At 53.4% G+C, this 13,716-nt stretch carries 10 protein-coding genes and 2 pseudogenes; 5 read left to right on the top strand and 7 right to left on the bottom strand.

What is annotated here, in order from left to right; translation table 11 throughout:
- Positions 1–25: 25 nt before the first annotated feature.
- Positions 26–1,129 (bottom strand): cyanuric acid amidohydrolase, encoded by a 1,104-nt coding sequence (gene atzD / locus AC4OVU_RS24555; protein ID WP_172740655.1) that lies wholly within the window; start codon positions 1,127–1,129, stop codon positions 26–28.
- Positions 1,130–1,181: 52 nt separating this feature from the next.
- Positions 1,182–2,417 (bottom strand): hypothetical protein, encoded by a 1,236-nt coding sequence (locus AC4OVU_RS24550; RefSeq protein ID WP_180911155.1) that lies wholly within the window; start codon positions 2,415–2,417, stop codon positions 1,182–1,184.
- 1,233 nt (positions 2,418–3,650) lie between these two features.
- On the opposite strand from AC4OVU_RS24550, the pseudogene AC4OVU_RS24545 reads away from it, so the two are divergent.
- Positions 3,651–4,153 (top strand): annotated as a pseudogene (locus AC4OVU_RS24545) (transposase); the annotation flags it as partial.
- Between the two features lie 270 nt (positions 4,154–4,423).
- On the opposite strand, the gene AC4OVU_RS24540 reads toward AC4OVU_RS24545, so the two are convergent.
- From AC4OVU_RS24540 to intI1, 5 genes and pseudogenes are all read right to left on the bottom strand, one after another.
- On the bottom strand, positions 4,424–5,428 hold the full coding sequence (locus AC4OVU_RS24540) for an IS110-like element IS5075 family transposase (protein ID WP_000427614.1): 1,005 nt from the start codon (positions 5,426–5,428) through the stop codon (positions 4,424–4,426).
- Positions 5,429–5,506: 78 nt separating this feature from the next.
- Positions 5,507–8,473, bottom strand: a complete 2,967-nt coding sequence (locus tag AC4OVU_RS24535; RefSeq protein ID WP_415990307.1) for a Tn3 family transposase — start codon at positions 8,471–8,473, stop codon at positions 5,507–5,509.
- Between the two features lie 2 nt (positions 8,474–8,475).
- Positions 8,476–9,036 (bottom strand): recombinase family protein, encoded by a 561-nt coding sequence (locus tag AC4OVU_RS24530; RefSeq protein WP_052815327.1) that lies wholly within the window; start codon positions 9,034–9,036, stop codon positions 8,476–8,478.
- Between the two features lie 130 nt (positions 9,037–9,166).
- On the bottom strand, positions 9,167–9,517 hold the full coding sequence (locus tag AC4OVU_RS24525) for a DUF3330 domain-containing protein (RefSeq protein ID WP_000454193.1): 351 nt from the start codon (positions 9,515–9,517) through the stop codon (positions 9,167–9,169).
- 202 nt (positions 9,518–9,719) lie between these two features.
- Positions 9,720–10,649, bottom strand: a pseudogene (intI1, locus tag AC4OVU_RS24520) (class 1 integron integrase IntI1); the annotation flags it as partial.
- A gap of 158 nt (positions 10,650–10,807) precedes the next feature.
- Here intI1 and AC4OVU_RS24515 point away from each other — a divergent pair.
- The 4 genes from AC4OVU_RS24515 (at position 10,808) to AC4OVU_RS24500 (ending at position 13,630) form a co-directional block, all read left to right on the top strand.
- Positions 10,808–11,362, top strand: coding sequence for a fluoroquinolone-acetylating aminoglycoside 6'-N-acetyltransferase AAC(6')-Ib-cr5 (locus AC4OVU_RS24515; protein WP_063840321.1), 555 nt, complete (start codon positions 10,808–10,810; stop codon positions 11,360–11,362).
- A 130-nt stretch (positions 11,363–11,492) separates the two neighbouring features.
- Positions 11,493–12,323: an oxacillin-hydrolyzing class D beta-lactamase OXA-1 gene (locus tag AC4OVU_RS24510; protein WP_001334766.1), complete on the top strand. Its 831-nt coding sequence runs from the start codon at positions 11,493–11,495 to the stop codon at positions 12,321–12,323.
- A 137-nt stretch (positions 12,324–12,460) separates the two neighbouring features.
- Complete coding sequence (locus AC4OVU_RS24505; RefSeq protein ID WP_000186237.1) at positions 12,461–13,093, top strand: type B-3 chloramphenicol O-acetyltransferase CatB3; 633 nt, start codon at positions 12,461–12,463, stop codon at positions 13,091–13,093.
- Between the two features lie 84 nt (positions 13,094–13,177).
- On the top strand, positions 13,178–13,630 hold the full coding sequence (locus AC4OVU_RS24500; RefSeq protein ID WP_001749986.1) for an NAD(+)--rifampin ADP-ribosyltransferase Arr-3: 453 nt from the start codon (positions 13,178–13,180) through the stop codon (positions 13,628–13,630).
- The last annotated feature ends 86 nt before the right edge of the window (positions 13,631–13,716 follow it).

Below are 13,716 nucleotides of genomic sequence, written 5' to 3'. Positions count from 1 at the left end.
CGCTCGTTCCCCCTTGCCAGGCTGCTTACACTTTCGCGATTACGCTAATGGGACCGCCGCCATCTGGCCCCTGATGCTCGGCCCCCCCGGAGACGTACACGAGCGGGTCACGTATTATCGCGGCAATGGCCGCATTGACCACGGCCCGGGCCGAGCGGGTATGGTTGATATCAGAGTCGTCCTGCATCGTATTTCTTCTTCCCCGCACCGTTCCTGTGGAGCTTGCTTCAGCCTTGGCCAACACATTTACGATCCGATCCAGCTCTTCCTGCGGCGGCAGACCGTCAAATTCAAGACCGGCTTCACGCATAGCGGTAAACAGGGCATCGATATCAATAGCATCCTGCATCACCGCATGCCCGATGCGCAGATCGCTGGCCGTATTTTCAGCGTTTCCGATAACAATAATTTCATCCTTCAGAAGTTCCACACCTGCCGAAGTAGACGCCACACCGGAATAAAGCGTCCAGTCCTGACAAATGACCTTATCGTTCAACGCATCTTCTGACACTTCACCGAGGGCCAGCGCGACGCCGAGGGCGGATGCCCCTCTGGAGTAGGCCATTGATTTATACGTATCATGAACAGCAACGGTTTGACCGCGCACTCTGGCGTCCTCAATACGATCTGCCGTCAGTAAAGGACACTTGATTTGCACAAAATGAACATCCTGCGGATCGGTAATGCCAGCATCTTTCATCGCAATACGCACCCCTTCAGCGACTTCTTTCACCTGCGCCATTCTGCCAATTTCTTCTGGGAGAAAATCCCGGGTAAAGGCAATACCGGCTGCCAGACGTTTACCTTCCTTTGCGGGTTGATCCACCTCTTTGCGGGTAAACACCGTCAGATGGGGCGACATTACGCCTTCCGTGCCGCCTGACATGACAAATGCGATCCGCTCCTGTACGGCGCTGACGGACATATCTAATTGCTCAGCCATGAAGATAGAGAGGCTTTGCGTTGCAAAACCGCGGGTAAAGTCGTTAACGCAACCATTCCCTTCAGTTTTACCCAATACCGCAATAATATTGCGTGGATCAACACGACCATTCTCAATCAAATTTTTCAGACCAGATACATCATCCGGTGATGCAGTTGGAATACGGAACACTTCAACTTTTTGCATAGTGTATTTCCTCTTTTTCAGATTCCAGGGACAGCAAGTTTTGTAAGATGTTTTATAAGAAGAATCCCATGATGCACAGTATCGCCGCAACGCCAGCCATATAAGGTGCATTAATTTTAACAATTCGCTGAATATCCAGCTTGAATGACTGTGACAGTGAAGCCACGTTGATTTGAACCGGGCTCATTTGCGTGCCCACACCTACAGCAAGTGCCGCCAGACCAATTTGTGTAATAGAAAGCCCGGACTCCACCATAATCGGCATGACAAGGGTACTGACCCCCACGCTGTATCCTCCTGCCGGAATCGAGATGCAAAAGGCAATAAATACAGCCACGGGTACAGTAACAAAGGCGGGTGATGATTTAATAAATTCAGCAATGTAGGTGAACGTACCAATTTCCGCTAGGATGTTGATAAAACCTAGGAAAATGCCAATTGCGAACAGTTTTGTTAGCAGGAAAGAAGAGTTCTGTACCAGTTCTTCAGCCAGCTTACCGGGAGGTTGACGTGTTACTGCAAAACCCAGCATCAACGTACTGAACATATTAAATATCGGGTTAAATAGCGAATAATCGAATAACTCATTCAAGTTTTTTCCTGCCACAACGACTATCAGAAAATAAACGGGAGGCACGACCTTAATTAACTGTTCTTTCAGCGTAACATCGGACGTCGTATCCTCATCCTGCAGGACGCTTCCGCTTTTCCAGACGCCGAATGCGGCGATAGTCATTCCCAAAGCCCACAAGCAGACGGTAATGGGGAACATCGTATCGCTATAAGTTGCAATTTCAACGTTGGCAATTTTTGAAATAGCGGCCGCATCGGCCCCTGAAGGTGACGTCATAAAGCTCGCGGCGGTCACAATTGCCATGCCCGCGATCAGCTGTGGAACGGCACCTACAATCGCCAGCGCAAGAGGCCCGGTAACCATGGTATTACCCGCCCCAAGCCCTGCGGCATAAGTTGCCAACGCCTGAGTGAGTACAATCGCCGCCGCAATGAGATATTGCTTTCGGCCAAACACTCTGCGACTCAGACCGAGCAACGCTTCAAAACCACCGAGTTTAGCCAGTACCAGCGCCACAGCAGAATAGATAACCGGGGTGATAATTCCCGTCATCCCGGGAATTGATGTCATAACGATCTTACTTGCCTGCGAAAAACCGATGCCACCAACCAGCATCGCGGTTAGTCCGCCCGCCAGTCCTGCCAGAATCATATGCTTATTTCGCAAAACGAGTATCAGCATTACCAGCAATGGTAATAATACGACTATTTCCATAAAAACATCTCCGCCGTAATTTTATTATTCACCAGAATTAAAACACCGGTCCACTGTATAAATCAGGTTTCACTCACATAGGTAATAATTAATCATCTTTTCTGCTACTGACAACTTACGATTATTGTTAAAATAAAAAAAGCAAAATTATTTATACCTCAACAACGATTTATTTGTATCTCACCATCCCACTACGGCTAAATGTGAGCCACTGCGCATCGACTAGGCTTCCAGTCAAATTATTTGAGTCAACAGATTCGCTCGCATCAAATTTTTACATGTAAAAAGGTCGTCTGGCGCAGATATTATAGGAAGCTGGATATTCTTCATCCGATCTTGTCTGAGTTGATTACCCGCACGTCCCAGGAAAATGACACAATTGTTTATCACAATAAAGAGAAAATGTATTAAATATGTAAAAAAATATTTTTCTGGCACTCTGTCATTTAGTTAAGTAAGGTTTTCTTAAACAGATCACGTTTTTCCAATTTTTCCTCTCCCCCTTAAAAATATGTATTATGCTATTTGCTGCCACATAAAATTATTCAATCTCCCCGAGGCCTTGATATTGGAGAATGTAATCATCCGATTATAGTGATGTGATTGACGCCCCTTCCTAAGGTAGTCAGTGCCATTCTTTTACTGACTCCATTGATCCGGGAGTAACATCACATGAACATGATCAGAGTTGTTGGTATCGGAGTTGCTAAATCTGTTTTTCAGGTATGTATCTGGATGATTGATGGTTCCGTTGCCTAGAACAGAAAAATATCGTGTCAGAAATTGCTGAATACGCTTCGCCAGTTTGAACTGGGTAGCGCCAACGGCATGCCAAGCGCCCCCAGTTTGAGCAGGGGGCTCACCACTAGGCAGTCAAACCGAAGTGTATCATTCACCCCTCCATCAGTCGCTCAATGCATATGCAGTGCCCCAAGATCTTTTACGCCCGCCGTCAACTACCGTAACCCGCCATGGCATTTGCTCACGTCTGCGTTGGAGTGAGGGGTTCACCAACGGTGCAGCCTCTACAAACACTGGGATCAATAACGGCAATGTCGACACGGCCGGTAACGGTACGGTGATGTGGTTTATCTGGACATCTGGCCCCTTTGGCCCTTAATTGGACATACACTCCCCTTTTTATGGCGATTGCCGACACGCGCTGCGTGACGACTGGACTGACCCCACACAGGTAGACGATCCTGCCCTGTAGTTGGAGCACAGGGGGAGCATATGGGCACACCACGATTTACACCTGAATTTAAGGAAGAAGCCGTCCGTCAGATAACGGAACGCGGTTATTCCGTTGCCGAAGTATCCGACCGTCTGGGTGTTTCTGCGCACAGCCTCTACAAGTGGCTACGGGCTATCAAGCCTGATAACAGCGAACAACATGCCCGGGATTTACTGGAAGCCAAAAGCGAAATCCTGAAACTACGCGCGCAGCTAAAACGCACCGAAGAAGAACGGGATATCCTGAAAAAGGCCGCGCGGTACTTTGCAAGGGAACCCGACTGAAGTACCGCTTTATCAATGAGCATCGCACTGTATGGGGTGTGATGACGATGTGTCAGGTCCTCAGTGTCGCCCGGGCCGGGTTTTATGCGTGGCAGCACAACCCGGTCCCGGCGCGTGATAAAGATAACCAGCGTCTGCTGACGCTTATCCGTGACTCCTATTCACTGAGCGGAGGCGTATACGGTTACCGGCGGGTTCATGGCGATCTGAACGGGGTCGTCTCAGAAAACGAATCTATGGTCACTCCCGTTTTTGCAACACCGATTTTGACGACAAGTTGGCTTGCTTGAATCTATCCGGCGTCTGAATGGGATTTTATTCCCGCGCCTCGATGAGTTCCGCGCCTGATGAACCTCCAGAAAATATACGGCTTCAATGAGCCTTTCCGTTTTACAGGTTCCTCAACAGGCCGGTGGGCCGTTAGTATCATCAATATCAGTATTCGCAAAACCAGATGAATGATTGTTTAAACTGGTGTATTTCTGCCTTTATGCTTCGTAAGTTTGCTGTCGCGCCGTCAGTGCCCAGGCTATTCTGGCCAGCTTGTTTGCCAGAGCACAGGTGACGACAAAGTTGCTTTTCCGACACAACAACTCCCTGACCCAGTCGGCCAACTTGCCAGACTGGTGTTCCAGTTTTTGTATGAATACCCTGGCACACTGAACCAACAAAGTTCGGATCTTTTTGTTGCCCCGCTTGCTAATCCCTAACAATGTCGTCCGACCTCCCGTGCTGTACTGTCGGGGTACCAGCCCTGTTGCCGCCGCAAAGTCACGGCTGCTGGCGTACTGCTTCCCGTCGCCAATCTCAGTTGAAATAGTACTGGCAGTCAGCGTTCCAACGCAGGGAATACTCAGCAAGCGCTGTCCAACCTCATCTTCGTCCAACTTTCGTTTCAACTGAGATTCCAGATCTTTAATCTGCTCAACAAGATAGTGATAATGCTGTTGTAATTTCAGCAGTAACTGGCTGAGGTAAAGAGGCAAACTACTGTCCTCAAGAAGGGTACTCAGTCGACTAATAACGGCAGCACCTCGCGGAACGCTGATACCAAATTCCAGCAGAAAAGCATGCATCTGATTAGTTGTTTTCACCTTATCCTGAACCAGGGATTCACGGACACGATGCAGAGCTCGCATTGCCTGCTGAGATTCGGTTCTGGGCTGCACGAAACGCATAGATGGACGTGATGCTGCTTCACAGATAGCTTCAGCATCAACGAAGTCATTTTTGTTGCTTTTAACGAATGGGCGGACAAATTGCGGTGATATCAGCTTTGGAAAATGCCCTAACTCTGCCAGCTTGCGTGCCATAAAGTGAGAACCGCCACAGGCTTCCATCGCGATGGTTGTTGCCGGGCATGTCGCCAGAAATTCGATTAGCTTTGGTCGGGTGAATTTTTTACGGTAAACGGCCTTCCCACGATGATCCTGACAATGAATATGGAAAGAGTTCTTACCCAGATCGATACCAATAAGCGCAATGTTTTCCATGATGGTTCTCCGAATGAAAGCCTGTCCTCAGCATAGTACTGGGAAGGAGGGAGTGACCATCTCATTAAATAAAGCACGCTAAGCCGGATGCAGTGGCCGTAGCGGCCTGAACTTGCCTGCGCCGATCTTGGCGCTGTTGCGCCAGAGGTAATCGCCGGTCAGGTTGACGTGTTCCCAGCCCAGCGGCGACAGATACTGCAATAGGCCGTCATCAACAGTCTGGCCGTGGACACGCAGGGCGTTCGCGGCCCGCTCCAGATAGACCGTATTCCACAACACGATGGCGGCCGTTACCAGATTGAGGCCGGAGGCGCGGTAGCGCTGCTGCTCGAAACTGCGGTCACGGATTTCACCAAGGCGGTTGAAGAACACGGCACGGGCCAGCGCGTTGCGCGCCTCGCCCTTGTTCAGCCCGGCATGCACGCGGCGGCGCAGCTCGACGCTTTGCAGCCAGTCCAGGATGAACAGCGTGCGCTCAATGCGGCCCAACTCGCGCAGCGCGACGGCCAGGCCGTTCTGGCGCGGGTAGCTGCCGAGCTTCCTGAGCATGAGGGAGGCCGTCACCGTCCCCAGCTTGATCGACGTGGCCAGCCGCAGGATTTCGTCCCAATGGGCGCGGACGTGCTTGATGTTGAGGGTGCCGCCGATCATCGGTTTCAATGCCTCGTAGGTGGCATCACCCTTCGGGATGTAGAGCTTGGTGTCGCCCAGGTCGCGGATGCGCGGGGCGAAGCGGAAGCCCAAGAGGTGCATCAGCGCGAAGACGTGATCGGTGAAGCCTGCCGTGTCGGTGTAGTGCTCCTCGATGCGCAGGTCGGATTCGTGGTACAGCAGCCCGTCGAGGACGTAGGTCGAGTCACGCACGCCGACATTGACCACCTTGGTGTGGAACGGCGCGTACTGGTCGGAGATGTGGGTGTAGAACGTCCGCCCTGGGCTGCTGCCGTATTTCGGGTTGATGTGGCCGGTGCTCTCGGCTTTGCTGCCGGTGCGAAAATTCTGGCCGTCTGACGATGACGTGGTGCCGTCGCCCCAATGCTCGGCGAACGGGTGGCGGAGCTGCGCGTTGACCAGCTCGGCCAGCGCCGTCGAGTAAGTTTCGTCGCGGATGTGCCAGGCTTGCAGCCAGGCGAGCTTGGCGTAGGTCGTGCCGGGGCAGGACTCGGCCATCTTGGTCAGGCCCAGGTTGATCGCGTCGGCCAGGATCGTAGTCAGCAGCAGGTTCCTGTCCTTGGCCAGGTCGCCTGACTTCAGGTGTGCGAAGTGACGGGTAAAGCCTGTCCACTCGTCCACCTCCAGCAGCAGTTCGGTGATCTTGACGTGCGGCAGGATCATCGCCGTCTGGTCGATCAGGGCCTGCGCGGTGTCGGGCACCGCCGCATCCAGCGGCGTGATCTTCAGGCCCGACTCGGTGATGATGGCATCCGGCAGGTTATTGGCCGCTGCCATGCGGTTGACGGTGGCAAGCTGCGTTTCCAGTAGCGTCAGCCGTTCATGCAGGTACTGATCGCAGTCGGTGGCCACGGCCAGCGGCAATTCGCTGGCCAGCTTGAGGCTGGCGAATTTCGCGGGCGGCACCAGGTAGTCCTCGAAGTCCTTGAACTGGCGCGATCCCTGCACCCAGATGTCGCCCGAGCGCAGTGCGTTCTTCAGCTCCGATAGTGCGCACAGCTCGTAGTAACGCCGGTCGATGCCGGTGTCGGTCATCACCAGCTTCTGCCAGCGTGGCTTGATGAAGTCGGTCGGCGCGTCGGCGGGCACCTTGCGGGCGTTGTCGCTGTTCATGCCGCGCAGCACTTCGATGGCGTCGAGCACGTCCTTGGCGGCGGGCGCGGCCCGCAGCTTGAGCACGGCAAGGAATTCCGGCGCGTAGCGGCGCAGCGTGGCGTAGTTCTCGCCGATGCGGTGCAGGAAATCGAAATCCTCGGGCTGCGCGAGCTTCTGCGCTTCGGTGACGCTCTCGGCGAAGGCGTCCCAGGACATGACGGCCTCGATGGCGGCGAACGGATCGCGACCCGATTGCTTGGCCTCGATCAGCGCCTGGCCGATGCGCCCGAACAGCCGCACCTTGGCGTTGATGGCCTTGCCGGATGCCTGGAATTGCTGCTGATGCTTGTTCTTGGCGGCATTGAACAGCTTGCCCAGGATGCGGTCGTGCAGGTCGATGATTTCGTCGGTGACGGTGGCCATGCCCTCGATGGCCAGCGCCACCAGGGTCGCGTAGCGCCGCTGCGCCTCGAACTTGGCCAGGTCGGCGGGCGTCATCTGTCCACCCTCGCGGGCGATCTTGAGCAGCCGGTTCTGGTGAACCAGCCGCTCGATGCCGGAAGGCAGGTCGAGTGCCTGCCACGCCTTGAGGCGTTCGATGTGTTCGAGCATATGCCGCGAATTGGGCTTGGCCGGTGACTGGCGCAGCCAGGCCAACCAGGTCGTCTTGCCGTTGTCCCGGCGCTTGAGCAAGTCATCAAGGCGACGGCGATGCGCGTCCGCCAGTGGTTCGGCCAAGGTGTCGTAGATGCGCCGGTTGGCGCGGGTGATCGCCTCGGCACTCACCCGCTCGACGGCGTTGAGCGCGGGCAGAATGACCGACTGCCGCCGCAGGTGCTCGATCAAGGCGCTGGCCAGCACGATGCCCTTGTCGGTTTGCATCGCCAGATCGGTCATCATCTGGACAGCCTGCCGGTAATGGCTCATGGTGAAGGGCCGGAAACCGAACACGGTTTGCAGCTCGACCAGGTGCTCGCGCCGGGTCTGCTCCCGCTGGCCGTACTCGTCCCAGCTTTCGACGCCGACCTTGATCTGCTCGGCGACCAGCTTCAACAAGGGCGGGAACGGCGGTTCATCGACGCCCAGGATGACGCCTGGAAAGCGCAGGTAGCAGAGCTGCACCGCGAAGCCCAGCCGATTGGCTGGCCCGCGCCGCTGTCGGATGATCGAGAGGTCGGTATCGCTGAATGTGTAATGTCGGATCAGGTCGTCCTTGGAGTCCGGCAACGCCAGCAGGTTTTCCCGCTCGGCGGCGGACAGGATTGAACGACGCGGCATATTTACTGATCCGTTCTCAAGTATTGATACAGGGTTTCGCGACTGATTCCGAATTCGCGAGCCAGCTTGGTCTTTTGCTCGCCAGCGGCGACACGTTGGCGCAGTTCGGCAATACGCTCAGACGACAGGGATTTCTTCCTGCCACGGTAAGCTCCGCGTTGTTTGGCGAGCGCAATACCCTCACGCTGACGCTCGCGGATCAGGGCGCGCTCGAACTCGGCGAATGCGCCCATCACCGAAAGCATCAGGTTCGCCATCGGCGAGTCCTCGCCGGTAAAGATCAGGTGTTCCTTGACGAACTCAATGCGCACGCCGCGCTGGGTGAGGCTCTGCACCAGGCGGCGCAGGTCGTCGAGGTTGCGCGCCAGACGATCCATGCTGTGCACCACCACCGTGTCGCCTTCGCGCACGAAGGCGAGCAGCCGTTCCAGTTCGGGCCGCCGTGTGTCCTTGCCCGACGCCTTGTCGGTGAACACCTTGTCCACCGGAATCTGTTCCAGTTGCCGTTCCGGGTTCTGGTCGAAGCTGCTGACGCGGACGTAACCGATGCGCTGACCGTGCAAGGTATCCTCCTGAGGGAAATGTGTCAGGAAGAAATCTATAACCCTTGACGGCGCATGTCAAACAAGTCGCAAGGCAACCCTATTCTGACGCTTCCGCGCCCGACGATCTGACGCCAGGTTAGGGTATGCCTCAACCTGACGGCGGCGAATCACAAGCGTCCGGTTTGACGCTGGTTTCGGTCGCAGTGCTGGCCCGCGCCTGGAAGCGCTGATAGCACTCCAGCCCGCAGAAATGCTCCACGTACTCGGCCCCTTCCGGCGTGAAGGCGGCATCGAGCGGGATTTCCTTGCAGCACACGCAGCAACTGGTGCTCGGTTCATTGGCGTTCATGGTGGTGTTCCTCCATTGGTTGACGAAGCCGACGAAGGCCGCCGCCGGCATCGGCCTGGCGAACAGGAAACCCTGCACCGTGTCGCAACCCGCCTGCCGCAACCACGCAAGGCAGTCGGGTGTTTCCACACCCTCGGCTACCACCTCCATTGTCGTTTTCAGAAGACGGCTGCACTGAACGTCAGAAGCCGACTGCACTATAGCAGCGGAGGGGTTGGATCCATCAGGCAACGACGGGCTGCTGCCGGCCATCAGCGGACGCAGGGAGGACTTTCCGCAACCGGCCGTTCGATGCGGCACCGATGGCCTTCGCGCAGGGGTAGTGAATCCGCCAGGATTGACTTGCGCTGCCCTACCTCTCACTAGTGAGGGGCGGCAGCGCATCAAGCGGTGAGCGCACTCCGGCACCGCCAACTTTCAGCACATGCGTGTAAATCATCGTCGTAGAGACGTCGGAATGGCCGAGCAGATCCTGCACGGTTCGAATGTCGTAACCGCTGCGGAGCAAGGCCGTCGCGAACGAGTGGCGGAGGGTGTGCGGTGTGGCGGGCTTCGTGATGCCTGCTTGTTCTACGGCACGTTTGAAGGCGCGCTGAAAGGTCTGGTCATACATGTGATGGCGACGCACGACACCGCTCCGTGGATCGGTCGAATGCGTGTGCTGCGCAAAAACCCAGAACCACGGCCAGGAATGCCCGGCGCGCGGATACTTCCGCTCAAGGGCGTCGGGAAGCGCAACGCCGCTGCGGCCCTCGGCCTGGTCCTTCAGCCACCATGCCCGTGCACGCGACAGCTGCTCGCGCAGGCTGGGTGCCAAGCTCTCGGGTAACATCAAGGCCCGATCCTTGGAGCCCTTGCCCTCCCGCACGATGATCGTGCCGTGATCGAAATCCAGATCCTTGACCCGCAGTTGCAAACCCTCACTGATCCGCATGCCCGTTCCATACAGAAGCTGGGCGAACAAACGATGCTCGCCTTCCAGAAAACCGAGGATGCGAACCACTTCATCCGGGGTCAGCACCACCGGCAAGCGCCGCGACGGCCGAGGTCTTCCGATCTCCTGAAGCCAGGGCAGATCCGTGCACAGCACCTTGCCGTAGAAGAACAGCAAGGCCGCCAATGCCTGACGATGCGTGGAGACCGAAACCTTGCGCTCGTTCGCCAGCCAGGACAGAAATGCCTCGACTTCGCTGCTGCCCAAGGTTGCCGGGTGACGCACACCGTGGAAACGGATGAAGGCACGAACCCAGTGGACATAAGCCTGTTCGGTTGGTAAGCTGTAAAGTTAGATGCACTAAGCACATAATTGCTCACAGCCAAACTATCAGGTCAAGTCTGCTTTTATTATTTTTAAGCGTGCATAATAAGCCCTACACAAATTGGGAGTTAGACATCATGAGCAACGCAAAAACAAAGTTAGGCATCACAAAGTACAGCATCGTGACCAACAGCAACGATTCCGTCACACTGCGCCTCATGACTGAGCATGACCTTGCGATGCTCTATGAGTGGCTAAATCGATCTCATATCGTCGAGTGGTGGGGCGGAGAAGAAGCACGCCCGACACTTGCTGACGTACAGGAACAGTACTTGCCAAGCGTTTTAGCGCAAGAGTCCGTCACTCCATACATTGCAATGCTGAATGGAGAGCCGATTGGGTATGCCCAGTCGTACGTTGCTCTTGGAAGCGGGGACGGAAGGTGGGAAGAAGAAACCGATCCAGGAGTACGCGGAATAGACCAGTTACTGGCGAATGCATCACAACTGGGCAAAGGCTTGGGAACCAAGCTGGTTCGAGCTCTGGTTGAGTTGCTGTTCAATGATCCCGAGGTCACCAAGATCCAAACGGACCCGTCGCCGAGCAACTTGCGAGCGATCCGATGCTACGAGAAAGCGGGGTTTGAGAGGCAAGGTACCGTAACCACCCCATATGGTCCAGCCGTGTACATGGTTCAAACACGCCAGGCATTCGAGCGAACACGCAGTGATGCCTAACCCTTCCATCGAGGGGGACGTCCAAGGGCTGGCGCCCTTGGCCGCCCCTCATGTCAAACGTTGGGCGAACCCGGAGCCTCATTAATTGTTAGCCGTTAAAATTAAGCCCTTTACCAAACCAATACTTATTATGAAAAACACAATACATATCAACTTCGCTATTTTTTTAATAATTGCAAATATTATCTACAGCAGCGCCAGTGCATCAACAGATATCTCTACTGTTGCATCTCCATTATTTGAAGGAACTGAAGGTTGTTTTTTACTTTACGATGCATCCACAAACGCTGAAATTGCTCAATTCAATAAAGCAAAGTGTGCAACGCAAATGGCACCAGATTCAACTTTCAAGATCGCATTATCACTTATGGCATTTGATGCGGAAATAATAGATCAGAAAACCATATTCAAATGGGATAAAACCCCCAAAGGAATGGAGATCTGGAACAGCAATCATACACCAAAGACGTGGATGCAATTTTCTGTTGTTTGGGTTTCGCAAGAAATAACCCAAAAAATTGGATTAAATAAAATCAAGAATTATCTCAAAGATTTTGATTATGGAAATCAAGACTTCTCTGGAGATAAAGAAAGAAACAACGGATTAACAGAAGCATGGCTCGAAAGTAGCTTAAAAATTTCACCAGAAGAACAAATTCAATTCCTGCGTAAAATTATTAATCACAATCTCCCAGTTAAAAACTCAGCCATAGAAAACACCATAGAGAACATGTATCTACAAGATCTGGATAATAGTACAAAACTGTATGGGAAAACTGGTGCAGGATTCACAGCAAATAGAACCTTACAAAACGGATGGTTTGAAGGGTTTATTATAAGCAAATCAGGACATAAATATGTTTTTGTGTCCGCACTTACAGGAAACTTGGGGTCGAATTTAACATCAAGCATAAAAGCCAAGAAAAATGCGATCACCATTCTAAACACACTAAATTTATAAAAAATCTAATGGCAAAATCGCCCAACCCTTCAATCAAGTCGGGACGGCCAAAAGCAAGCTTTTGGCTCCCCTCGCTGGCGCTCGGCGCCCCTTATTTCAAACGTTAGACGGCAAAGTCACAGACCGCGGGATCTCTTATGACCAACTACTTTGATAGCCCCTTCAAAGGCAAGCTGCTTTCTGAGCAAGTGAAGAACCCCAATATCAAAGTTGGGCGGTACAGCTATTACTCTGGCTACTATCATGGGCACTCATTCGATGACTGCGCACGGTATCTGTTTCCGGACCGTGATGACGTTGATAAGTTGATCATCGGTAGTTTCTGCTCTATCGGGAGTGGGGCTTCCTTTATCATGGCTGGCAATCAGGGGCATCGGTACGACTGGGCATCATCTTTCCCGTTCTTTTATATGCAGGAAGAACCTGCATTCTCAAGCGCACTCGATGCCTTCCAAAAAGCAGGTAATACTGTCATTGGCAATGACGTTTGGATCGGCTCTGAGGCAATGGTCATGCCCGGAATCAAGATCGGGCACGGTGCGGTGATAGGCAGCCGCTCGTTGGTGACAAAAGATGTGGAGCCTTACGCTATCGTTGGCGGCAATCCCGCTAAGAAGATTAAGAAACGCTTCACCGATGAGGAAATTTCATTGCTTCTGGAGATGGAGTGGTGGAATTGGTCACTGGAGAAGATCAAAGCGGCAATGCCCATGCTGTGCTCGTCTAATATTGTTGGCCTGCACAAGTATTGGCTCGAGTTTGCCGTCTAACAATTCAATCAAGCCGATGCCGCTTCGCGGCACGGCTTATTTCAGGCGTTATGCAGCCAAATCCCAACAATTAAGGGTCTTAAAATGGTAAAAGATTGGATTCCCATCTCTCATGATAATTACAAGCAGGTGCAAGGACCGTTCTATCATGGAACCAAAGCCAATTTGGCGATTGGTGACTTGCTAACCACAGGGTTCATCTCTCATTTCGAGGACGGTCGTATTCTTAAGCACATCTACTTTTCAGCCTTGATGGAGCCAGCAGTTTGGGGAGCTGAACTTGCTATGTCACTGTCTGGCCTCGAGGGTCGCGGCTACATATACATAGTTGAGCCAACAGGACCGTTCGAAGACGATCCGAATCTTACGAACAAAAGATTTCCCGGTAATCCAACACAGTCCTATAGAACCTGCGAACCCTTGAGAATTGTTGGCGTTGTTGAAGACTGGGAGGGGCATCCTGTTGAATTAATAAGGGGAATGTTGGATTCGTTGGAGGACTTAAAGCGCCGTGGTTTACACGTCATTGAAGACTAGTCCTTTGCATAACAAAGCCATCAAACCGGACGCCAGAGATTCCGCGCCTGTTGCGCATGGCTTCGCCATTTTATGCGCAATAGGCG

The organism is Enterobacter sp. 6722112 (assembly GCF_058661685.1).
This window is presented reverse-complemented; position numbering and strand designations above follow the sequence as displayed.